General features: G+C 47.2%; 21 protein-coding genes. 11 read left to right on the top strand and 10 right to left on the bottom strand.

All coding sequences use genetic code 11. The annotated features are described in order from the left end of the window. Positions 1 to 4: 4 nt before the first annotated feature. From R7E38_RS09105 to R7E38_RS09085, 5 genes are all read right to left on the bottom strand, one after another. Positions 5 to 1,135: an enoyl-CoA hydratase/isomerase family protein gene (locus tag R7E38_RS09105; protein WP_064376640.1), complete on the bottom strand. Its 1,131-nt coding sequence runs from the start codon at positions 1,133 to 1,135 to the stop codon at positions 5 to 7. 10 nt (positions 1,136 to 1,145) lie between these two features. Beyond that, the gene (locus tag R7E38_RS09100) at positions 1,146 to 1,922 is read right to left on the bottom strand and encodes an enoyl-CoA hydratase (RefSeq protein WP_005382662.1); all 777 of its coding nucleotides are present in this window, start codon (positions 1,920 to 1,922) and stop codon (positions 1,146 to 1,148) included. A 49-nt stretch (positions 1,923 to 1,971) separates the two neighbouring features. After that, positions 1,972 to 3,126 (bottom strand): acyl-CoA dehydrogenase family protein, encoded by a 1,155-nt coding sequence (locus R7E38_RS09095; RefSeq protein WP_017820335.1) that lies wholly within the window; start codon positions 3,124 to 3,126, stop codon positions 1,972 to 1,974. 95 nt (positions 3,127 to 3,221) lie between these two features. After that, positions 3,222 to 4,715 carry a CoA-acylating methylmalonate-semialdehyde dehydrogenase gene (locus tag R7E38_RS09090; protein ID WP_053304725.1) on the bottom strand — a complete coding sequence of 498 codons (1,494 nt, stop codon included), beginning with the start codon at positions 4,713 to 4,715 and terminating at the stop codon, positions 3,222 to 3,224. A 70-nt stretch (positions 4,716 to 4,785) separates the two neighbouring features. Continuing rightward, positions 4,786 to 5,964, bottom strand: coding sequence for a thiolase family protein (locus R7E38_RS09085; protein ID WP_226083179.1), 1,179 nt, complete (start codon positions 5,962 to 5,964; stop codon positions 4,786 to 4,788). A 209-nt stretch (positions 5,965 to 6,173) separates the two neighbouring features. Between R7E38_RS09085 and R7E38_RS09080 the strand changes: the two genes are divergently transcribed. The 7 genes from R7E38_RS09080 to R7E38_RS09050 all read left to right on the top strand — a co-directional run bounded on the left by R7E38_RS09080 (position 6,174) and on the right by R7E38_RS09050 (position 13,802). Next, positions 6,174 to 6,560, top strand: coding sequence for a MerR family transcriptional regulator (locus tag R7E38_RS09080; protein ID WP_005373242.1), 387 nt, complete (start codon positions 6,174 to 6,176; stop codon positions 6,558 to 6,560). Positions 6,561 to 6,605: 45 nt separating this feature from the next. Beyond that, on the top strand, positions 6,606 to 7,775 hold the full coding sequence (locus tag R7E38_RS09075) for an isovaleryl-CoA dehydrogenase (RefSeq protein ID WP_226083182.1): 1,170 nt from the start codon (positions 6,606 to 6,608) through the stop codon (positions 7,773 to 7,775). 114 nt (positions 7,776 to 7,889) lie between these two features. Continuing rightward, positions 7,890 to 9,497, top strand: coding sequence for a carboxyl transferase domain-containing protein (locus R7E38_RS09070; RefSeq protein ID WP_226083185.1), 1,608 nt, complete (start codon positions 7,890 to 7,892; stop codon positions 9,495 to 9,497). 104 nt (positions 9,498 to 9,601) lie between these two features. Further along, positions 9,602 to 10,384: an enoyl-CoA hydratase-related protein gene (locus tag R7E38_RS09065; RefSeq protein WP_226083190.1), complete on the top strand. Its 783-nt coding sequence runs from the start codon at positions 9,602 to 9,604 to the stop codon at positions 10,382 to 10,384. After that, positions 10,377 to 12,425, top strand: coding sequence for an acetyl/propionyl/methylcrotonyl-CoA carboxylase subunit alpha (locus R7E38_RS09060; protein ID WP_318081745.1), 2,049 nt, complete (start codon positions 10,377 to 10,379; stop codon positions 12,423 to 12,425). Before R7E38_RS09065 ends, R7E38_RS09060 begins: the two co-directional genes overlap by 8 nt. Beyond that, on the top strand, positions 12,406 to 13,308 hold the full coding sequence (locus R7E38_RS09055) for a hydroxymethylglutaryl-CoA lyase (protein ID WP_226083194.1): 903 nt from the start codon (positions 12,406 to 12,408) through the stop codon (positions 13,306 to 13,308). Before R7E38_RS09060 ends, R7E38_RS09055 begins: the two co-directional genes overlap by 20 nt. Before the next feature lie 173 nt (positions 13,309 to 13,481). After that, positions 13,482 to 13,802, top strand: coding sequence for a DUF1840 domain-containing protein (locus R7E38_RS09050; protein ID WP_005373256.1), 321 nt, complete (start codon positions 13,482 to 13,484; stop codon positions 13,800 to 13,802). Positions 13,803 to 13,900: 98 nt separating this feature from the next. Here the strand turns inward: R7E38_RS09050 and R7E38_RS09045 are convergent, their stop codons facing one another. After that, positions 13,901 to 14,767: a mechanosensitive ion channel family protein gene (locus R7E38_RS09045; RefSeq protein WP_005373258.1), complete on the bottom strand. Its 867-nt coding sequence runs from the start codon at positions 14,765 to 14,767 to the stop codon at positions 13,901 to 13,903. Between the two features lie 334 nt (positions 14,768 to 15,101). Between R7E38_RS09045 and R7E38_RS09040 the strand changes: the two genes are divergently transcribed. Next, the gene (locus tag R7E38_RS09040; RefSeq protein WP_086047472.1) at positions 15,102 to 15,650 is read left to right on the top strand and encodes a sugar O-acetyltransferase; all 549 of its coding nucleotides are present in this window, start codon (positions 15,102 to 15,104) and stop codon (positions 15,648 to 15,650) included. A 9-nt stretch (positions 15,651 to 15,659) separates the two neighbouring features. On the opposite strand, the gene R7E38_RS09035 is transcribed toward R7E38_RS09040, so the two are convergent. Next, positions 15,660 to 17,075 carry a PLP-dependent aminotransferase family protein gene (locus R7E38_RS09035; protein WP_226083196.1) on the bottom strand — a complete coding sequence of 472 codons (1,416 nt, stop codon included), beginning with the start codon at positions 17,073 to 17,075 and terminating at the stop codon, positions 15,660 to 15,662. Positions 17,076 to 17,229: 154 nt separating this feature from the next. Between R7E38_RS09035 and R7E38_RS09030 the strand changes: the two genes are divergently transcribed. From R7E38_RS09030 to R7E38_RS09020, 3 genes are read left to right on the top strand one after another with little or no spacing between them, the layout of a single operon-like run. Beyond that, positions 17,230 to 18,594, top strand: coding sequence for a cytochrome ubiquinol oxidase subunit I (locus R7E38_RS09030; protein ID WP_086047473.1), 1,365 nt, complete (start codon positions 17,230 to 17,232; stop codon positions 18,592 to 18,594). A 28-nt stretch (positions 18,595 to 18,622) separates the two neighbouring features. Beyond that, positions 18,623 to 19,630: a cytochrome d ubiquinol oxidase subunit II gene (cydB, locus tag R7E38_RS09025; protein WP_226083197.1), complete on the top strand. Its 1,008-nt coding sequence runs from the start codon at positions 18,623 to 18,625 to the stop codon at positions 19,628 to 19,630. Between the two features lie 20 nt (positions 19,631 to 19,650). Beyond that, positions 19,651 to 19,779 (top strand): DUF2474 domain-containing protein, encoded by a 129-nt coding sequence (locus tag R7E38_RS09020; RefSeq protein WP_017447407.1) that lies wholly within the window; start codon positions 19,651 to 19,653, stop codon positions 19,777 to 19,779. 69 nt (positions 19,780 to 19,848) lie between these two features. Here R7E38_RS09020 and R7E38_RS09015 read toward each other — a convergent pair whose 3' ends face one another. The 3 genes from R7E38_RS09015 to R7E38_RS09005 form a co-directional block, all read right to left on the bottom strand. Further along, positions 19,849 to 20,604: a PhzF family phenazine biosynthesis protein gene (locus R7E38_RS09015; RefSeq protein ID WP_047101324.1), complete on the bottom strand. Its 756-nt coding sequence runs from the start codon at positions 20,602 to 20,604 to the stop codon at positions 19,849 to 19,851. A 139-nt stretch (positions 20,605 to 20,743) separates the two neighbouring features. Continuing rightward, positions 20,744 to 21,085: a hypothetical protein gene (locus R7E38_RS09010; protein ID WP_062731032.1), complete on the bottom strand. Its 342-nt coding sequence runs from the start codon at positions 21,083 to 21,085 to the stop codon at positions 20,744 to 20,746. Positions 21,086 to 21,193: 108 nt separating this feature from the next. Continuing rightward, positions 21,194 to 21,896: hypothetical protein (locus tag R7E38_RS09005; protein ID WP_318081744.1), on the bottom strand; the 703-nt coding region annotated here is incomplete at its 5' end.

The raw sequence follows: 21,896 nt of genomic DNA, 5'->3' as shown, positions 1-21,896 counted from the left end.
TGTACTAAAGTGCCGCTATAGCTACCGACGATGCGGTCAGTGGGTATTCTGCTGAGTCAATTGGCGAGAAGAAGCGCTCCAAAACTTGTGGCGTTACGTCAGAAACCGTGCGATGTTGCCAAGTCGGTTGATTGGTTTTATCAATAATCAGCGCACGAACCCCTTCTCTAAAATCACCTTCTAAGCCACAACGTAGTGTTAGGTTAAATTCCATATCAAAACACGCTTTCAAAGAGAGGTTTTGATACTGCGTTAACTGCTGATAAGTGATACTGAGCGACAGCGGACTGCCATAGTTCAGTGACTTCTGCGCATTGACGAACCACTTGTTATCAACGTTAGCACGGCTGATTGCATCAACAATTGACGCTAAGTCACCCGAACATAACTGCTCAATCAATTCCGCATAGGGCATCAACATCCCTTCGGTTGGCTCATCAACTTGTACCGAACGCAGCATAGTGGCGATTTTTTCATTAATGTTTGCTTCATCTTGCCAACTTACCGATGCCAGCAGATCCAGCAGCACTTGCTTGTTTTCTGGCTGTGTAATCCATTGGCTTAACCCCAACGCTTTCATATCTGTTGCGTTAATTTGACAAGCCGTCAAACTTAAGAACAGTGCCAAATGTTTTGGCAACTGGTTTAGGAAGTACGTCGCGCCTACATCTGGGTAAAGTCCAATTTTAATCTCTGGCATTGCAAAGCGGGTGGTGGTTTCTGCTACGCGATGACTTGCGCCCATAAACAGGCCAACTCCCCCGCCCATCAAATAACCATGTCCCCACGCGATGATCGGTTTTGGATAAGTATGAATAAGATGATCACAGCGATATTCGAGGTCAAAGAAGGTTTCCATCGCTGAAAACGCAGAATCAAAATCTTGCTCTTTGTTTTCAAGTGCACGGTAGATCGCTTGAATATCGCCACCAGCACAAAACGCTTTTTCACCTTGAGCATGCAAGAATACCGCGACGACGCTGTCGTCCGTTTGCCATTCACTAAGCTGTTTGTACAACTTCTCAATCATCACGTAACTCAACGCGTTGAGAGCAGCTGGATTATCAAGCTCCAGCACACCAATAACAGAGCCATCAGCGCACTTAAGTTTTGAAACATTTACTGTACCTGTCATTTGGCCTCCGCTAGCTGTTTGTCCATTGTGGTTTGCGCTTTTGCAAAAACGCATTCACACCCTCAGTCTGATCTTGTGTATTGAACAGCTGTAAAAACAGTTCACGCTCCAAAACCAATCCAGCCGCATGAGTTTGGCTGCGTCGACCTTGAATGAGCGTTTTGCACGCAGACACAGATTTCGGTGATTGACCTGCAACACGCTGTGCTAGCTCCATAGCCGCTTCGAGTGCTTGACCTTTCGCCACCACCTCTTCGACTAACCCAATTTTTTCCGCTCGCTCGGCCGTCACACGCTCGCCACACAGGATCATACGCTTCGCCCAACCTTCACCTACCAACGCGGTCAGGTTTTGCGTCCCACCCGCACACGGCAACAAACCTACTGATGCTTCAGGAAGTGCCATTTGTACTTGTTCTTCTGCGATACGAATGTCACACGCCATCGCCACTTCCAGACCGCCGCCCATCGCATAGCCATTAATCGCTGCGATAGAAACCCCATCGAATGCAGAAAGCGCTTCAAACGCTTCACCAAATGCGAACGCCATGTCTGCTGCTTGTGATTTATCACCCGATGCAAAGTTATTAAGATCTGCTCCAGCAGAAAAGAATTTCTCGCCTTCGCCTGTTAAAACCAACGCATAAATAGAGCGATCATTACTGAGTTCAATCGCCAACTCTTTTAGCTGATTCAAAGACTCAAGCGTCCAAGTGTTCGCTGGCGGATTACTAATCGTGAGCTTGGCAATATGCGCTTCGCGCTCTAGTTTGATTTGTGCCGTCATAATCTTTCAGTCCTTTTTAATTTCTTTAGGTAAGGCTGTGTCTCGCTGACTAAAGCAGCTCAACGCCTTCCGTTAGTAATCGTCTTGCGACGATCAGACGCATGATTTCGTTGGTACCTTCAAGAATTTGGTGAACACGAACGTCTCGGAAATGGCGCTCGACTGGATATTCTTTTATGTAGCCATAGCCACCGTGAATTTGCAGCGCCTGATCGCAGACTTTAAAGCCCACATCAGTAGCAAAGCGTTTTGCCATGGCACAGTACGCACTTTTTTCTGCGTGCTGGGCATCGAGTTTAGCGGCAGCGAGTCGCACCATTTGACGCGCAGCGACCAGCTCAGTCGCCATATCAGCAAGCTTGAACTGCAACGCTTGAAATTGCGCCAGTGAACGGCCGAACTGTTTGCGTTCGGTCATGTATTGTTTGGCTTCGTTCAGTGCTTGTTGCGCAGTACCGACGGAACAAGTGGCGATATTGATTCGACCGCCATCCAGACCAAGCATGGCGAACTTAAAGCCTTCTCCCTCTTCACCCAACAGATAGTCAGCCGGAATGCGGACATTTTCGAAGGTAATCATGCGAGTTGGCTGGCAGTTCCAACCCATTTTGGCTTCTTTTTTACCGTAGCTAATGCCTTCGCAATCAGCAGGAACAACGAATGCAGAAACGCCACTCGCTCCTTCACCACAGGAACGCGCCATCACGACTAATACATCTGTATCACCGGCACCCGAGATAAACACTTTTGCGCCATTGAGAACAAACTCATCGCCATCACGCACTGCGCTAGTCGTTAGAGAAGCGGCGTCAGAGCCGGCATTAGGTTCGGTTAAACAGTAGGAAGCGAGCTTTTCACCCGAAATTAGATCCGCGCTAAATTGCTGCGCCACTTCGGCTTTGGCAAAGCTGGTGATCATCCACGTCGCCATGTTGTGAATGGTCATAAACGCAGTAGTCGCGGTACAACCCATAGCCAACTGCTCGAAAATGATCGCCGCATCCAAACGAGATAACCCCAAGCCACCGTGCTCTGGTGGCGTGTAGATACTCAAAAAGCCCAGCTCACCCGCCTGACGCAGTACATCTTTAGGGAAGTGATGGTTTTCATCCCACTCGGCCGCGTGCGGCGCTAACATTTGGTCTGCAAACTGCTTTGCTACTTCGGCAAACGCGAGTTGATCTTCGTTTAATTCAAAATCCATCTTGAAGTCCTAAGGTCTAATTCGTTGCATTTGTATCCGAGCCAAGCCCTCTAAAAGGATGAAGGGCTTGGCTAGAGGTGTCGCTAATCCAGTAATTAGCTAAGTTGAATAGTCATGTTTGGACCGCTTGGAATGTCATCTTCAAACCAACGCGCGGTGACAGTTTTCGTCTCGGTGTAGAAGCGAACCGCTTGTTTACCGTAAGCATGCAGGTCGCCGTAGAAGCTGCCTTTCCACCCAGTAAATGAGAAAAATGGCAATGGCACCGGAATCGGCACGTTGATGCCTACGTTACCTACTTCGATATTGTGTTGATACTTTCTCGCGGCAGCGCCGTTCGCCGTAAAAATAGACGTACCATTACCAAAGCGGTTTGCATTGATCAGTTCAATCGCTTCATCTAGGTCATCCACTTCCATAGTTAACAGCACAGGCCCGAAAATTTCTTCCTGATAAATCGACATGTCTGTGGTCACGTTGGTAAACAGTGTTGGCCCCACCCAGTTACCGTTCGGAAAGCCAGGCACTTGGCAGTCTGTCCCGTCCAGAACACAATTCGCGCCTGACGCTTTGCCTTCATTAATCAGATTCACCACTCGCTGCTTCGCTTGAGGGCTAATCAGCGGACCATAACCAGCGGTTTCATCATCCCACGCGCCAGGCTGAACCTGAGCTAACGCCTCTTTAAGCTCTGGAATCCATTCTTTGGTTTCGCCGACAAATACGGCAACCGAAATAGCCATACAGCGTTGGCCTGCAGCACCAACTGACGCGCCAACTAGGTTATTGATGACTTGCTGTTTGTTTGCATCCGGCATGATGACCATGTGGTTCTTAGCACCTGCAAATGACTGCACGCGTTTCAGGTTGTCTGTACCTGTTTTGTAGATGTACTCACCAACGGGCACAGAGCCAACAAAAGAGATCGCACGAACAACTGGATCAGTCAGAATGCGGTCGACTTGCTCTTTGGTCCCGTGAACAACTTGCAATACGCCTTTTGGTGCGCCAGCTTGTTCAAACAGCTCCGCCAGTTTCATTGCCGTTAGTGGCACTTGCTCTGACGGCTTCAAAACAAAGGTGTTGCCACAAGCGATCGCCATCGGGAACATCCACAATGGAATCATCGCAGGGAAGTTAAACGGTGTGATGCCAGCACAAACACCGAGCGGTTGAATGTAAGAGTAACCATCAATATTGGTTGCGACATTCTCAACCGTTTCGCCCATCATTGAGCTACAAATGTTTGCCGCTTGTTCTACGACTTCAATCCCACGCCAAATGTCACCCTTTGCATCCGCGAGGGTTTTGCCTGTCTCACTTGAAAGCAGTATCGCCAACTCATCGTGTTGCTCTTTTAGCAAATGTTGGTAACGCAACATCAATCTAGCACGCTCCGGCGCTGCAACTTCTTTCCAGCGTTTGAACGTTTCTGTTGCGCTGGCAATCGCCGCATTCATTTCCGATTCCGTGGCACAAGGTACTTGTGCAATCACTTCGTTGGTTGCCGGGTTGGTTACATCTAGCCATTGTTTTGAATCGGAGATGGCAAATTCACCACCGATATACTGCTTTACTTGTTCTGTCATGATGACATCCTTGTATTTTTCAGCTTGTTACTGACTACTGTTATGTAAGTGAAACTTTGTTGAGAGTGATTTAGCAGATTTCAATCGCGATAGCGGTAGCTTCGCCGCCGCCAATACAAAGCGATGCAACGCCACGCTTACCACCAGTTTGTTTTAGCGCATGAATCAAAGTGACAAGGATTCGATTGCCACTTGCGCCTATTGGATGCCCCAGCGCACAAGCCCCTCCGCGCGGGTTCACTTTGCTCTCGTCTAGTTCGAGTGCTTTCACCGCGTATTGAGTCACGACAGCAAAAGCTTCATTGATTTCCCAAAGGTCCACGTCTGATTTGTCCCAGCCCGTTTTTTCCAGCAGCGATTCAATCGCGAAGACTGGTGCGATGGTGAACTCATCAGGCTGTCTTGCATGCGTGCTGTACGCGACAATTTTGGCTAGAGGCTGAAGGTTTTCCTGACGACCAAACTCACTATCGACTAAGATCATTGCCGACGCACCATCCGAAATGGAACTAGAGTTTGCTGCGGTTACGCCGCCATCTTTGGCAAACGCAGGGCGTAAGGTAGGAATTTTAGTGACGTCGAGTTTGCTCGGTTGCTCATCATCTACAACCAAGGTTTCGCCGCGTCGATTTTTTACGTTAACAGGCACGATCTCTTCTTTGAACAAACCTTGTTCGATTGCTTGCTGCGCACGAGTCAACGACTGTTGCGCCCAGGCATCCATACTTTCACGGCTGAACTGATACTTTTGCGCCGTCTGTTCTGCAAAGACACCCATCAGCTCGCCTTGGTAGGCATCCTGCAAACCGTCATAAAACATGTGATCAAGCACTTGCTCGTGACCTAAACGGAAACCATCACGCGCTTTCTTTAATAGATAAGGAGAAGACGACATGTTTTCCATGCCACCAGCGATGACAGCATGCGCATTGCCAGATTGAATAAGGTCATATGCCAGCATGACGGTTTTCATACCCGATCCACAAACTTTGTTCAGTGTCGTACAACCAATCGATTGTGGCATTTCAGCTTTAAGACTTGCTTGTCTTGCAGGCGCTTGCCCCACACCGGCGGGTAAAACGCACCCCATCAACACTTCGTCTATTTTGTGCACATCGAGTTGGCTTTCGGCTAGCGCCCCTTGAATGGCTTTCGCACCGAGTTCCGTGACATCTGTTGAAGCTAATGCACCTTGAAAAGAGCCGATAGGCGTTCGCTTAGCGGCAACAATCCATGTTTCATTTTTCATTCCATTAACCTTTTGTTGACGTTTACGTCATAACTATACTAACATTTACGTTAACGTCAAGTTTGAGGTTATTGTTTGTTCGAGTGATTCTTTGATTTCGAGTAAACGCGAGTGATATCAAGGCTCAAGAGTGGATGTTGTTTGTTTACTTTAACGTTAACGAATTGTATATTCATGTAAATGTTATACGAAAGTCGTAAGGTTATGGAATGAACACATTTAAGATCAGCGAGCTCGCGAAAGAGTTCGACATTACTACTCGAAGCATTCGCTTCTACGAAGATTTAGGTCTCCTAACTCCGGAACGTAAAGGCAACACACGAATCTACAATGGTCGCGATCGAATTCGACTAAAACTGATTTTGCGAGGTAAGCGATTGGGCTTTTCTCTTGCAGATATCAAAGAGTTATTTGAACTCTACGATACCGATCAAAGTACTGAGCAGTTGAACTATATGATTCGGTTGATCGAAGAGAAGAAGGCAGCATTGCAACAGCAAGCAAACGACATTCAAGCGGTAATGATGGAGTTAAATGCTGCGCAGTTGCGATGCCAAAACACACTGAGATCCATGAAAGGCGAAAAAGTCACCTAACACCTCAACTCTGGGATGTAGGTGACGTAAAGGCAAGGACACGCAATGAAATCTACCTACTCTTCCCTGAACTTTGTTTATGACGAAAATACCGATTTGCTTCGCGAGCAAATCAATAGTTTTGCTGCAAGAGAAATTGCGCCGCTAGCGCAATCTATCGACCAAACTAACGACTTTCCAAACCATCTTTGGTCCAAATTAGGTGACATGGGTCTTTTAGGTGTGACCACCAGCGAAGAGTTTGGTGGTGCAGGCATGGGCTATCTCGCCCACGTTATCGCTATGGAAGAAATCAGCCGAGCATCCGCTTCGGTGGCGTTAAGTTACGGCGCTCACTCCAACCTTTGCGTCAACCAAATCCACCGTAGCGGCACACAAGCGCAAAAAGAGAAATACCTACCTAAGCTCATCTCCGGTGAACATATCGGCGCCCTTGCTATGAGTGAACCCGGCGCCGGCTCTGATGTGGTCTCTATGCAGCTTAAAGCCGAACGTAAAGGCGATATTTTCCTGCTAAACGGCAACAAAATGTGGATCACAAACGGCCCTGATGCACACACCTATGTTGTCTACGCAAAAACCGACCCAAGCCAGCACTCCAAAGGCATCACGGCGTTTATTGTGGAACGCGGATTCCCTGGATTTACTCAAGCACAAAAACTCGACAAGTTGGGCATGCGCGGCTCGAATACGTGTGAGCTGGTCTTCCAAAACTGCGAAGTCCCAGCGGAGAATATTCTCGGCGAAGAAAACCAAGGCGTGAAAGTATTGATGAGCGGCCTCGACTACGAACGTGTGGTGCTTGCAGGCGGCCCACTTGGCATCATGCAGGCGTGTATGGATATCGTTGTGCCTTACATTCACGACCGTAAACAGTTCGGTAAATCCATCGGTGAATTCCAGCTAGTTCAAGCAAAAATCGCGGATATGTACACACAAATGAATGCCGCTAAAGCGTATGTTTACGCCGTCGCTGCCGCTTGTGATCGCGGTGAAACCACCCGTAAAGATTCTGCTGGCGCGATCCTCTACAGCGCAGAGCTGGCAACCAAGATGGCACTGGATGCGATTCAACTACTTGGCGGTAACGGCTACATCAACGAGTTTGATACGGGCCGTTTGTTGCGAGATGCCAAGCTGTATGAAATCGGTGCGGGCACTTCAGAAATTCGCCGCATGCTTATTGGTCGCGAATTGTTTAACGAAAGCGCCTAATCAACATACCTAGGCGTTCTGAATCTAAATAAATTCCTTATTCAACCTAAATCTTATTCAACATAGATAAAGGCGGGTGGTGTCACCCGTCTACCGAATGGAGATCGGCTATTTATGGCTTGTTTGACGACCAATATTAATACCCATTCAGAGCAGTATCAGGAAAACTACCGCTCTATGGCATCGCTTGTAGATCAACTCTATACCGTGATTGCGCAAATCGAAGATGGCGGCGGTGAGAAAGCCCGCGAGCATCAGCAGAGGAAAGGCAAACTTCCGGTTCGTGAGCGCATTCTTGCCCTACTCGACCCCGGCTCATCTTTTTTAGAAATCGGTCAGTTTGCTGGCTGGGATGTGTATCCAGATTACGTTCCATGTGCTGGAGTGGTTGCAGGTGTGGGTGTGATTGACGGCACTGAGTGCATGATCGTCGCGAACGACGTGACGGTAAAAGGCGGCAGTTACTACCCACTTACCGTGAAAAAGCACTTAAGAGCACAAGAAATTGCAGAAAAATGCCAACTGCCGTGTGTTTACTTAGTAGACTCTGGCGGCGCTAACCTACCCCGCCAAGATGAGGTATTCCCAGATAAAGACCATTTTGGCCGTATTTTCTACAACCAAGCCCGTATGTCGGCCAAAGGCATTCCACAAATTGCGGTGGTCATGGGGCTATGTACCGCTGGCGGCGCTTATGTTCCTGCCATGTGCGACGTATCCATCATAGTCAAAGAACAAGGCACGATTTTTTTGGCAGGTCCACCTCTTGTAAAAGCAGCGACAGGTGAAGAAGTCAGCGCGGAAGATCTTGGTGGCGCAGACGTTCATTGTCGCACCTCTGGTGTGGCGGACTATTACGCAGAAAATGATCACCACGCGTTAGAGTTGGCAAGACAAGCCGTTTCTCAAATTAACCACTTGAAACCCGTTCAACTCAAGCAAAAAGCACCACAGGAACCACATTTTCCTGCCCAAGAGCTGTACGGCATCGTCGGAACCGATCTCAAAAAGCCGTTTGATGTTAAAGAGGTCATTGCCCGAATTGTTGATGATTCCCAGTTCGATGAATTTAAAGCCTTGTTCGGCGAAACCTTGGTCTGTGGCTTTGCCCATATTCACGGTATGCCGATTGGCATTGTCGCTAACAACGGCATTCTATTTTCGGAATCAGCACAAAAAGGCGCGCATTTTATTGAGCTGTGCGCACAACGCAAAATTCCTCTGCTCTTCTTGCAGAACATCACGGGCTTTATGGTCGGCCAAAAATATGAAGCCGAAGGCATCGCAAAACATGGCGCGAAAATGGTAACCGCTGTGGCGTGTGCAGACGTACCGAAGTTTACCGTAGTGATTGGTGGCTCGTATGGCGCTGGGAACTACGGCATGTGTGGCCGCGCTTATGATCCAACCATGATGTGGATGTGGCCAAACGCGCGCATCTCCGTCATGGGTGGAGAGCAAGCGGCTGGCGTGATGGCGCAAGTGACCCGCGATATCAAAACTCGCAAAGGTGAAAGCTGGAGCGCGGAGGAAGAAGAAGCGTTCAAACGTCCAATTGCGGAGCAATATCAGACTCAAAGCCATGCATACTACGCCAGTGCTCGTTTGTGGGACGACGGCATTATTGACCCTGCGAAAACCCGTGATGTTGTCGGCATTGCTCTGTCTGCTGCGCTTAATGCGCCAATACCAGACAGTAAATTTGGCATCTTCCGCATGTAGCCGGATGCAAGGCAAACCTTAACTCCTCGCGAATACCGATGTTTAAAAAGTAATGGTTAGCGAGCATTGAAATACAGACTGAAATGTCAGACAAAGGAAGTCACATGACCGGACTACTGCTTGAAAAAGACAGCAATGGCGTTGCTTGGTTGAGCCTCAATCGACCAGAGAAACACAACGCGTTTAATGATGAATTAATTGCTTCACTTATCGAAACCTTGGAAAAACTTGAGAGAGACAACTCTCTACGTGCATTGGTACTAACGGCGCAAGGTAAACACTTTTCTGCGGGTGCGGATCTTGGCTGGATGCAGTCAATGGCCACCAAAACCGAGGGGGAAAATCTGCAAGATGCACAGCAGTTAGCGTTGCTCTTGCACAAACTGGATACCTTTAGCAAACCAACCATTGCTATGGTGCATGGCGCTGCATTTGGCGGCGCACTTGGGCTTATCTGCTGCTGCGATATCGCTATCGGTACGCCTGAAAGCCGCTTCTGTTTGAGTGAAGTGAAACTCGGTTTATTACCCGCCACCATCGGACCTTACGTAATCCGAGCGATTGGACAACGACAAAGCCGACGCTACTTTTTAACCGCGGAACTGATTGATGCCGAGACTGCGCTTTCGATGAGTATTCTTCATCAGATCGACTCTCAGCCAAGAGAAGCCGTCAACCGCACCATTGATCACCTGCTTAACAACAGTCCACAAGCCATGCAGGCAGCAAAAGCACTCTGCTTACGTTGTGACAATCAACCTATCGATCACTCATTAACTGAATACACCAGCCAAGCTATTGCAACCGCTCGCGTATCCAGCGAAGGACAAGAAGGACTAGCTGCATTTTTTGAAAAGCGCGCCGCCAATTGGAGGAATCATGTTTAAAAGAATACTGATCGCAAACCGCGGTGAAATTGCCTGCCGAATCATTAAAACCGCAAAAAGCATGGCTATAGAGACGGTTGCCGTCTATTCCGAAGCGGATCGCAGCAGCTTACATGTTAAACAAGCGGATTTCGCTGAATTCATTGGCCCCGCTCCGGCGAGTGAATCGTATCTCGATATCGATGCGATTATCGGCGCTGCGAAAAAATGGCAAGCCGATGCTATCCACCCTGGGTATGGTTTTCTTTCCGAGAACCCGAAACTGGCGAAAGCGTGCAGAGAAAATGGCATTGTTTTTATTGGCCCTTCCACCAGCGCAATTGAAGCAATGGGTTCGAAGTCGCAAGCCAAAGCCATCATGTCTGAGGCGAACGTGCCCTTGGTTCCCGGCTATCACGGCACAGACAACAGTGTAGAGCATTTATTAGCAGAAGCGGAAAAAATCGGTTACCCAGTGATGCTTAAAGCAACCCAAGGGGGTGGCGGTAAAGGCATGCGAGTGGTCAATAGCGCAGCCGAAATGCCTCTGGCCATCGACGGTGCGCAGCGTGAAGCACTTTCAAGCTTTGGCGATAAGCAGCTTCTAATCGAAAAATGTATATTGCAGCCTCGCCACGTTGAAGTTCAGGTATTTGCTAACCAACATGGCAACTGTATCTATCTTTCTGATCGCGATTGCTCCATTCAACGCCGTCACCAAAAAGTAGTCGAAGAAGCACCAGCTCCCGGTCTTAGTGATGAACTGCGTAAACAAATGGGTGAAGCTGCGGTTCAGGCCGCTCAAGCGATCGACTATGTTGGCGCTGGCACGGTGGAGTTCTTACTCGATAGCCGAGGTCAATTCTACTTCATGGAGATGAATACCCGTCTGCAAGTTGAACACCCTGTCACTGAATTGATCACCGGCGTTGATTTGGTGGAGTGGCAATTCAAAGTCGCAGCTGGCGAGCATTTACCTATTTCGCAATCTGAAATCACCCACAACGGTCATTCAATTGAGCTGCGAATTTACGCAGAAGATACAGACAATGACTTTATGCCGTCGACTGGCCGCATTGACTACTTAAAAGAACCCGTATCAGACAGTAATGTGCGCCTAGCGTACGTACGAGTTGATAGCGGTGTTACCCAAGGCGATAGCATCAGCGAATATTACGATCCAATGATCAGCAAGCTGATCGTCTGGGGGCAAACTCGTGATATCGCTCTAAAGCAGCTTAAGCAGGCGTTAACTAAATATCACGTACGTGGCGTAACGACAAACATTGGTTATCTGCACAGCATTATTTCGCAGCCAGCCTTTGCAGAGATTGAGCTTGATACAGGTTTCCTCGTCACACATCAACAAGGCATAAATGAGCAGCAAGACGTGTCGGATTCAATCTGGCTTACATTGGCGGCGGTTGCTCGCTGGAATGATCTGATTTCAAAATCAGACAGCTCAACGTTACCCGCGCCAACCAAACGAGGTTTTAGACTGTCGGTTGACAACGTTTACCGATTTAACTTCACGGATGCCAATGCCAACCATCAAGTACGTTTGCAACAATCATCGCAAGATACAGGATCTCACTTCACTGTCCGATGCGGCGAGGATCTGCATCAGGTCATCCTGCTTGAAAGTGACAACCAATTTATCGTCGATATTGATAATGTGCGTTACACCTTTAATGCACTTAGCGATGAACAAAGAACAACACTATTTTATCTTGGTCAGCAGCGCACGTTCGCTCATCAACCTAACTTTGACTCTGCAAAAGATGTAGATGATGAACTAAGTCCAACCGCACCACTCAACGGCATAATTTCAGCAGTTATGGTGGCTAAAGGTGACGAAGTGGCGGCGGGCGATCCGCTTTTGGTACTCGAAGCAATGAAAATGGAATACACCATCACGGCTCCGGTCGCAGCAACAGTCGACGAATTGTTTTATCAGCACGGGGACCAAGTACAGCACGGTTCCATACTGCTGAATTTGTCTTTGATATCGGATAACGTCAGTGAAGATAAGGAGCGCGAATATGCTACCAGCGAAGGTTAATATCGTCGAAGTCGGCGCTCGTGATGGTCTGCAAAATGAAACGGCAGTGACGCTGGTTGATAAAATCCGTTTGATTAACCAACTAAGCAGCAGTGGCTTAAAGCATATTGAGGCGGGATCTTTCGTCTCTCCAAGGTGGGTGCCTCAAATGGCCGATTCCGATCAGGTGTTTGCTGGTATCTCAAAAAAGCCTGACGTGGTTTATAGCGCGCTCACACCAAATCTCGCAGGGTTAGAACGTGCGCTGGAAAGCGGTGTAAAGCGAATTGCGGTGTTTGGCTCCGCTTCAGAAACGTTCAGCCAGAAGAACATCAACTGCAGCATTACCGAAAGTCTCGCTCGATTTGAACCCGTTATCGAATTGGCGAACCAGCACAACATTCCTGTACGCGGGTACTTGTCTTGTACCATGATGTGTCCATATGAGGGAGTAATCAAGCCAGAGCAAACTACCAAGGTCGCCAATACGTTGTTTGATATGGGATGTTATGAGATTTCGCTCGGTGATACTGTCGGTAAAGCAACGCCTAATCGCGTTATCGCCATGCTGGATTCGTTGTTAACGCTACTGCCAAAAGACGCGCTCGCAGTACATTTTCATGACACTTATGGACAAGCATTAGCCAATATCTACCAAGCCTTGTTAATGGGTATCAACACCATTGATAGCGCAGTAGCGGGGCTCGGCGGCTGCCCTTACGCGAAAGGAGCCAGTGGCAATGTTGCAACGGAAGATGTACTTTATCTGTGTGAGCAACTTGGGATTGAAACAGGCGTTGACCTTGGCGTCATCAATGAAGCGGGTTGGCAAATTTGCCGTGCGTTAGGAAAGTCTCCTGCTTCTAGGGTCGCATTAGCTCTGGGCGATCCGTATAGCTTGTAAATCATCAACAACCAATCAGGTAATGTATTTCAACGGGCATGCAGACGTACGTGCCCGTTTTTTGTTGTTACTCATAAAAACCTTAACGCTCAACGGTCTTCATCACATTAATTAGTGTCTGATTTCAGCTACAATTTAGTTTCAAACCGAACATATAAAACAGGATCAGGTAAATGCTCATAACATTTCGTTGTCGAAGCCACTCAAACGTCACAATGTTTGGTGATATTGCATTAGATATGCTCAAAATGATGGGTCACAGCGGCACGGTGCCGGGATCAATTTCCGCTCAAGATGTTCCTGACGCGCTATCAAGATTAACTTCTGCTCTATCTGCGAAAAATGCAGCTGAAGAAAACCTCCCTACTGATGTAGACGAAGAGGAAGAACAAGCAGAGCCCGCGGTAAGCCTAGGACGCAGAGCGTTTCCACTGATTGAGTTGCTAAAATCAGCAATCAAAGAAGAATGCGAAGTCATGTGGGACAACCAATAACGCCTTCAAACTGGTTTCTAGCGAGGTGAATCCGTGTTGTGACCGCCTCGCTATGGTTACTCGACACCAAGATAAGAACACCAATACCGCTTATCGCCCTATCCGTTTCTCTCCCTAGACAACTTGATTTGCCCATCAATGTGCACATCTCGTTGTGGAAACGCGATTTCAATGCCGTGCTTTTCGAAAGCTTCGTAGATTTCAAAACGCATGGCACTTGCGACCGAGCGAATACCGCCCTCAACCGTTGAGTTAATCCAAAAATAAGATTCGAAGATCAAAGCATTGTCACCAAAGTCTTGAAAAAACACATCTGGCGCTGGCGAACTCAGAACTTGCGCTTGCTGCGAAGTCACTTCCGCCATTAAGGCAGCAACCTGTTTGACATCGCTCCCATACGCGACGCCGACGACGACCGAGCCACGAACTAATCTGTCGCATAACGTCCAGTTGATCACCACGTTCTCAATCAACTGACTGTTGGGTATGAGCATATGAACACCATCGGTTCGTCTGATTCTCGTTGAACGTGTATTTATTTGCTCGACAGTGCCTTTGGCGCCCTCAACCTCTAAAAAGTCCCCAATTCGAATTGGCTTTTCACCAATCAAAATCCAGCCACTTATGAAGTTGTTAATGATGTTTTGCGCACCAAAACCGAAGCCGATAGCGATGGCACCAGACAGAAAGGCGAACGCGGTGATTGGCACATTGATCATCGAAAGTGTGGTCATAAAAATAATGGCGAGAGCGATGACAAATAATATCCGTTTAACCAAATGAATCACGTTTGGGTCTTTCCCCGATGAAGACATTCTTGACGTAACGGTTTTGATCAAAATTTTGGATAACCATAAAGCGACAATGACCCATGTCGGCACCATCAATATCGCCCACAACGTGATAGGTTGTTCGTTAAAGGTAAACAGTGTTGTTTCTAAAAATGAAATGACCCGTTCGAACATAAAGTGCTCACTCTTGATTCATCGTTGCCAGCAAGCCAGAGCGCATAAGTCTTATATTTTTAGCCCAATCGATAGCGCAAGCGGCTCAATTAAGTTCTTCTTATTAACTATATAGTAATCTACGTAAAACGCTTCGAGTGGTTTCCCACTTTGGCTTCAACCGATTAAGCCATTTAGGGAGTACGTCTTTGTGAACTAAACGAGCCAATCAACCAACTTGAGACGCAAGGCAAATCAGTGATAACTTTCTGATTTTTAAGCATCAAATTTTCACTTCGAATCACTCTCACTTATTATACACCTTATTGCAAATAACATTGATGGAATGATTGTCATGTCAGAACTGACTCGGATGCGCTCTGGAGAAACCTATAATTGTCTGGATGAAGAACTAAAGCTAATGCGCGCCAAAACTGCGCAGCTTGTCTTCCAATTTAACCACGAGCCAAACCCAGATATCCGTAGACAACTATTGGCGAAAATGGGCGTCCAATTAAAAAACAGCGCCTGTATAGAGCCACCGCTACAACTTACCTACGGTTGTCACTTGTCCATCGGAGAAAACACCTACATCAACTGGGATGCCATTATTCTGGACAATGGGCAGGTTGAGGTTGGCGCGAACGTCATGATTGGGCCTAGAGTACAAATTTACACAGCCGCTCATTCACTCGATACAAAAAGACGCTTAGCCGGAGATGAGATCGCCAAACCGGTAACAATTGGCAATAACGTTTGGATTGGTGGGGGCGCAATCATACTGCCAGGCGTGACCATTGGCGATGAGGCCGTCGTCGGCGCTGGCTCTGTCGTAACCAAAGACGTTGCGCCGGGCGATCGAGTCGTTGGAAATCCGGCGCGCTCCATTAAACCCAAAAAATGAAGAAAGTCGCTATTTCGCCAAATGATCGCGAATAATGTTGGCAAGCAGATTGAGAGCATGAACGTATTTGTCATTGAGCTCAAAAGAAGCGTTAAGACGAATACAGTGATCGTATTGTTCTGTCAGGCTGAACATCTTTCCCGGCGCGATGCTGATATTATCTTTTAGCGATTCTCGATATATCTGCAAGCCGTCGATATGCTTGGGAAGCTCTAACCAAATAAAGTACCCGCCGCTTTGGCTTAACACGTTGACTTCTTCAGGTAACAGCTCATTAAGCAGATCCGTCATCTTACTTTTACGTTCAAACAGCTTTTTCCGTAACTGCTTCAAATGCGATTCATAATTGCGGCTTGTTAAATAGTGCACCAATGTCATTTGCACTGGTGCACTCGTCGCTAATGTACTCATTAACTGTAACTTTTGTACCTCTAGCGCCCGCTTTCCCGCCGCAACCCAACCAATACGTAGCCCTGCGATTAATGATTTTGAAAACGAGGAGCACAACATGGTATTGCCCATGTCATCAAACATTCTTAGTGGGTAAACTGAGTCATTCTCGGCATGCAGTTCGCTGTACACATCATCTTCAATCACTGGCACGTTATATCGCTGTGTCAGCTCAATCAGCTTTTGTTTTTTCTCGTTGGTGAGCGTAAAACCCAGAGGATTTTGGAAGTTCGACATCAGCCAACATGCTTTCACATCGTGTGTTTGCAGCGCTCGTTCCAATGAGTCTAGGTCAATGCCCGTGACTGGGTCTGTTCTTACTGAGAGCGCTTTCAAACCTAACCGCTCTAAGGATTGCAATGCGCCATAGAATACAGGCGACTCCACAACCACCCAATCTCCCGGTCTTGTGCAGGCTTGCAAACTGAGCGTTAACGCCTCCAGCGCGCCTGCCGTAATGACAATTTCATCGGGTGAAATTTCAATGCCTTTCGCAGCATAACGCTTCGCGATGATGGTGCGTAATTGTTCGTTTCCCGGCGGTAAGTTATCAAAGGCGGTAGAAATCGGCATATTGCGAGCGGCTGCGCTCATCGCCCGATTCACGTGATAGCGTGGGTACAAACTTGGATCTGGATAGGCAAAGCCAAAATTGATCATGGATGGATTTTTACTCGCTTGCAGCACATCAAAGATAAATTCATTGATGTCTACCTGTTCTGTCCACGAAACCGCGGCTGGCGCTTGGGGTTCATTTGAACTCTTAATATTGGGCGCGACTCGATAACCAGAGCGCGGCTGTGACGTTACCCAGCCTTGAGATTCCAGAATTTGATAGGCATGCAACACCGTCATCAAGCTTAAACCCGAGTGTTCAGATTGGCGACGCAGCGAAGGCAGCTTGTCACCCGGATGCCATATCCCCGATTTTATCTGCCTTTTAAGCTGTTCCACTAACTCTTGATACTTCGCCAAACGCAAATCCCCTTCCCTAAAGCCGAATTCAAAATAATAACACTTCAATATTTAATCTGTTATAGGTTTATAGTCACTGTCTGTACCTACTTCCCTCATTCCGCTCCTCTTAAAATAGCTCTCTCATAAAACTTAAAAGATCAAAGGAAGTTTAATGTTTGGCCTCGACGCATTTATGCTTGCACGGATACAGTTCGCCTTTACGGTATCCTTTCATATTATTTTCCCCGCTATCACCATAGGTTTGGCCACCTATCTCGCCGTGCTGGAAGGCTTATGGCTAAAAACACGCAATCCCGATTACCAAAAGCTCTATCATTTCTGGTCGAAAATTTTTGCGGTTAACTTTGGGATGGGCGTTGTATCTGGCCTTGTCATGGCCTATCAATTCGGCACCAACTGGAGTGGTTTCTCCGACTTCGCTGGTTCTATCACTGGCCCATTACTGACTTATGAAGTGTTAACGGCATTCTTTCTCGAAGCCGGATTTCTTGGCGTAATGCTGTTTGGTTGGCGTCGCGTCGGCGAAAAGCTGCACTTTTTTGCAACCTCGATGGTGGCGTTAGGAACGATCATTTCGACGTTCTGGATTCTCGCCTCCAACAGTTGGATGCAAACGCCACAAGGCTATGAAATTGTCGACGGACGTGTGGTGCCAACCGACTGGTTTGCTATCGTTTTCAATCCTTCATTTCCTTATCGTTTGGCGCACATGAGCGTCGCGGCTTTCGTCAGTTCAGCACTCTTTGTAGGCGCGTCAGCCGCTTGGCATTTATTGAGAGGCAATCAATCGACTGCGGTAAAAACCATGTTTTCGATGTCGCTCGGGATCTTAGTGTTCCTTGCGCCACTCCAAACCGTGATTGGCGATGTGCACGGGCTAAACACTCTGGAACACCAGCCCGCCAAAATCGCTGCCATCGAAGGACATTGGGATAACAGTGATGGCAAACCAACCCCATTGATATTGTTCGGCATGCCAAACATGGAACAAGAACGCACAGACTATGCCTTAGAAATTCCTGTTTTAGGAAGTTTGATCCTACGCCACAGTTTAACTGAGCCAATCCCGGCGCTGAAAGACTTCCCGAAAGAGGAACGACCGAACTCACCTATCGTCTTTTGGTCATTTCGAATCATGGTCGGGCTAGGACTTCTGATGATTTTACAGAGCTTCTACAGCATATGGTTACGAAAAAAGAACACGCTTTATACCTCGCGTTGGTTCCTCAAGTTTTCATTATTTATGGGGCCATCTGGTCTTATCGCAATACTCGCTGGCTGGTTTACGACAGAGGTTGGTCGGCAACCTTGGGTCGTTTATGGCGTACAAAAAACGCGTGATGCGGTTTCTGCACACGGAGACCTACAAATGAGCATCAGCCTGCTGTGTTTCCTGGTTGTATACAGCTTGGTATTTGGTTTTGGTTATTACTACATGATCCACCAAATCAAGAAAGGCCCCGATGCAATCGAACACGATGAGCACGACATGACGACCGTTTCAGGTCGCATCTAGAATTTGTCACAAAGTGAAGGTAGAAAATATGCATTTTGATTTATCCGTGATTTGGTTCGCGATCATCGTTTTTGCCACTTTGATGTACATCATCATGGATGGCTTCGATTTGGGTATTGGAATACTGATGCCCTTCATCAAGGATGAAAAACAAAAAGACGTCATGGTCAACAGTGTCGCGCCAGTTTGGGACGGTAACGAAACTTGGATTGTGCTAGGAGGCGCATCTCTATTTGGCGCTTTTCCGATGGCTTACGCGGTGATTATTGAAGCGCTAACCATCCCTTTAACGTTGATGTTGATTGCTTTGATCTTTCGTGGAGTCGCATTTGAGTTTCGCTTTAAAGCACTGGAAAGCCACTTAAAGTTCTGGGATCGCTCTTTTATGGTCGGATCGATTTTAACCACGTTTTTCCAAGGCATCGTTGTTGGCGCGGTAATTCAAGGCTTTGCGGTGGAAAACCGCGTCTTCGTAGGTAGCCAACTCGACTGGCTCAGCCCTTTTCCCATCTTTTGTGGTTTGGGTTTAGTCGCAACGTACGCGCTGCTTGGTAGCACATGGCTCATCATGAAGACGGAAGGTGCACTGCAAAACACGATGTACCGCTTCACTAATAAAACACTACTGGCGATGATCTCCGCATTAGTCATTGTGAGCGCTTGGACTCCACTTGCTTACCCTACCATTGCGGAAAGATGGTTTTCTCTGCCGAATTTGTTCTACTTACTGCCCGTACCAGTCATTACTGGACTGGTATGTTTGAAAATTGCTGACTCCGTTAAAAAGCGTAAAGAGCGCAGCCCTTTCGTGATGGCGCTAGTGATCGTGATTCTCGGGTTCGCAGGGCTTGGCATCAGTATCTGGCCAAATATCATTCCTCCTAGCATATCAATATGGGAAGCAGCGGCTCCTGCATGCAGTCAGCGCTTTATGCTCGTTGGAGCGGTGATCATCATCCCGATCATTCTGGCTTACACCTTTTGGAGTTATTACGTCTTCTCTGGAAAAGTGAAAGAAGACGAAGCGTACCATTAACGAGTTGATAAGGAGTGAGTATGAAAGTCAAAAATTGGTGCCGCCAATGGGCTTGGATGGTTGGAATTTGGGTCGTTAGCGTCGCTGCATTAGGGTTAGTGTCTATGTTATTTCGCGTCATGATGACCGCTGCCGGGTTAAAATCGTAGCTCGGCACTTTTAAGTCAATAAAAAATGGATGCCTCTAGATCTTGTGTAAGAGCTAGAGGCGTTTGCATTCAAGTCCGACTTTTCACGTGTGCAGACAATACGATCGTAGATTCTAAACCGCGAGCCACTTCAAAATAACCACCAGCACGAGATAGCTGACGAGCCGTCAATTTTTCTTTGCCTAGCTTTTCAAACCAATAAGGCGCTAATGAGCACTGAGCCGAGCCTGTGGCAAGATCTTCTGAAATACCGATTTTAGGTGCAAAGTAACGCAGCACATAGCTACTATCAGAACTTTGAGCCGTCACGATGACCGCATGAAACTCATCAATTTTAATCAGCTCATCAAAGTTAGGTTGATAGCGAACAACATCATCTTCGGATTCGAGAACAACAACCAAATCACGCGTTGTAAAAGCATCTACGGGGTCATTGGAAAAGCCTGAAATACCCAAGGGGATGGCATGAGGCTTGGCTTGCCAACTTGGCATCACGATCCTGTACATTCCATCCAGTCCAGTAACGGTAATATGGCCATACTGGCTTTTTAGAATGACCTCATTCTGATGATAGTTGGAAATGATTGCAGCGCCTGCGCCCAAACTTCCGTGTCCACATAGGTTGATCTCTCCTTCTAGGCTAAACCAGCGAATGTGGTAGTCACTGCCAGACTGAACCACAAATGATGTGACAGGTTGAGCGACCTGGTGAGTGATTTGAAGTAACTCAGAATCACTCAGCCAGTGATTTAGTTCGACAACGCCACAAGGGTTACCTTGAGCCAACTCATCACAAAATACATCAAATGTTTGCGCTTTAATCATCCATCATCCTTACTGTTTGGCGTCTTGTTGACGGGTGAGCGACTCAATACTGATACCACTGCATACCGCCTTAATCACTAAAACCAACGCACAGTAAAAATGCCATGCGTTGCGAACCCCTCTTGAACAACTTGTTCGCTTAAATTCTGTAGCACCAAGCCACACTCGCCCAAAACATAATGTTCAAAGCCCAGATCATCACACTTTGAACAGGAAGCATGTGGAAAACTAACTGTGGACATGCCCTAAGCTCTCTCAGAGAGAACAGCATTTGAGGCTGAAAGTCCCAACTGGTTGCTAAACGCAGACCTCTTTTAAACCAAGGGTGATTCACCAAATATTCAGCGTAAGATGAATAAATTGTCCACAAACCCAAAAGACCAAACAGCTCAATTATTGAGATTACTTCCAAACTAAAGGGCAATAATGAAGGTCCTCCAATAAGCAAAATAGCCGCAAATATCCATTTTCTATTTATCATTACACATCCTTGTTAATGATTTAATCTAACTGCGTATATAAAAGATTCGAGAAAAGCTTGTCAGTTCCTAAGCTTTGAGGCATCAGGCCTGACAAGCATATGTATTAGCTATTTCTGATCGTCAAATTCATTAACGGTTTTTAGCCAAATAGCAAATTGGTTCAAGGATGTCTCATGACGTCTCTTAATATTTAACTCATCGCAAATAACATCTATTGGCGCTTCTGGGTTCTTCTGAATCGCAAACTTAGCAAGCCCCAAAGCCTCCTCATACGACAGCTCATTCCACTTTCGTTCATAACCGAATGCCTCTACACCCCGCCACTCAATCAAATCGACCATATTACTCGGCGAAACCCAGAGTGTTGGAGAGTACCCATCGCTCTCTTTGATACCAGCGAAAGTATCAAGTATTTTTCTCATATACTCGAGTTGCTTTTTGCTTGTACGTGTTAAGCCATGTAGGTTGGCTATTTCGAGGGTAAGTGCATGCAGTGTAATACCAGGGCGTTCGATAAGGATGTCTTTAGCAAGTTGAGTGAGCCTATCAACGTATTCAGGTTTAAAATAATTTGCGGCATCCAATGTAATCGATGAAGCGTTCTCGATTTCATCAAATTCTTTACCAGAGCTCCCCGTTTGTTCAAGACAAAAACCTGTGCCTGAGTTTAAAGTTGAAGGACCTCTCGCTAACACTACTTTTCCTTCTGCTTCTGCTTCTGCTTCTGCTTCTGCTTCTGCTTCTGCTTCTGCTTCTGCTTCTGCTTCTGCTTCTGCTTCTGCTTCTGCTTCTGCTTCTGCTTCTGCTTCT

The sequence above is a fragment of the Vibrio sp. Vb2131 genome, from assembly GCF_033338535.1.
GTDB lineage: Bacteria > Pseudomonadota > Gammaproteobacteria > Enterobacterales > Vibrionaceae > Vibrio > Vibrio alginolyticus.
The sequence above is the reverse complement of the archived record's forward strand: the minus strand, read 5'-3'. Positions and strand labels throughout refer to the sequence as shown.

Excerpts from the sequence above, each read along its gene's own strand:
- R7E38_RS09095 (WP_017820335.1), bottom strand. The coding sequence starts at position 3,126 with ATGGATTTTGAATTAAACGAAGATCAACTCGCGTTTGCCGAAGTAGCA.
- R7E38_RS09045 (WP_005373258.1), bottom strand. The coding sequence starts at position 14,767 with ATGTTCGAACGGGTCATTTCATTTTTAGAAACAACACTGTTTACCTTT.
- R7E38_RS09060 (WP_318081745.1), top strand. The coding sequence starts at position 10,377 with ATGTTTAAAAGAATACTGATCGCAAACCGCGGTGAAATTGCCTGCCGA.
- R7E38_RS09015 (WP_047101324.1), bottom strand. The coding sequence starts at position 20,604 with ATGATTAAAGCGCAAACATTTGATGTATTTTGTGATGAGTTGGCTCAA.
- R7E38_RS09085 (WP_226083179.1), bottom strand. The coding sequence starts at position 5,964 with ATGAAAAATGAAACATGGATTGTTGCCGCTAAGCGAACGCCTATCGGC.
- R7E38_RS09105 (WP_064376640.1), bottom strand. The coding sequence starts at position 1,135 with ATGACAGGTACAGTAAATGTTTCAAAACTTAAGTGCGCTGATGGCTCT.
- R7E38_RS09070 (WP_226083185.1), top strand. The coding sequence starts at position 7,890 with ATGGCTTGTTTGACGACCAATATTAATACCCATTCAGAGCAGTATCAG.
- cydB (WP_226083197.1), top strand. The coding sequence starts at position 18,623 with ATGCATTTTGATTTATCCGTGATTTGGTTCGCGATCATCGTTTTTGCC.
- R7E38_RS09010 (WP_062731032.1), bottom strand. The coding sequence starts at position 21,085 with ATGATAAATAGAAAATGGATATTTGCGGCTATTTTGCTTATTGGAGGA.
- R7E38_RS09090 (WP_053304725.1), bottom strand. The coding sequence starts at position 4,715 with ATGACAGAACAAGTAAAGCAGTATATCGGTGGTGAATTTGCCATCTCC.
- R7E38_RS09100 (WP_005382662.1), bottom strand. The coding sequence starts at position 1,922 with ATGACGGCACAAATCAAACTAGAGCGCGAAGCGCATATTGCCAAGCTC.
- R7E38_RS09065 (WP_226083190.1), top strand. The coding sequence starts at position 9,602 with ATGACCGGACTACTGCTTGAAAAAGACAGCAATGGCGTTGCTTGGTTG.
- R7E38_RS09040 (WP_086047472.1), top strand. The coding sequence starts at position 15,102 with ATGTCAGAACTGACTCGGATGCGCTCTGGAGAAACCTATAATTGTCTG.
- R7E38_RS09050 (WP_005373256.1), top strand. The coding sequence starts at position 13,482 with ATGCTCATAACATTTCGTTGTCGAAGCCACTCAAACGTCACAATGTTT.
- R7E38_RS09055 (WP_226083194.1), top strand. The coding sequence starts at position 12,406 with ATGCTACCAGCGAAGGTTAATATCGTCGAAGTCGGCGCTCGTGATGGT.
- R7E38_RS09080 (WP_005373242.1), top strand. The coding sequence starts at position 6,174 with ATGAACACATTTAAGATCAGCGAGCTCGCGAAAGAGTTCGACATTACT.
- R7E38_RS09020 (WP_017447407.1), top strand. The coding sequence starts at position 19,651 with ATGAAAGTCAAAAATTGGTGCCGCCAATGGGCTTGGATGGTTGGAATT.
- R7E38_RS09030 (WP_086047473.1), top strand. The coding sequence starts at position 17,230 with ATGTTTGGCCTCGACGCATTTATGCTTGCACGGATACAGTTCGCCTTT.
- R7E38_RS09075 (WP_226083182.1), top strand. The coding sequence starts at position 6,606 with ATGAAATCTACCTACTCTTCCCTGAACTTTGTTTATGACGAAAATACC.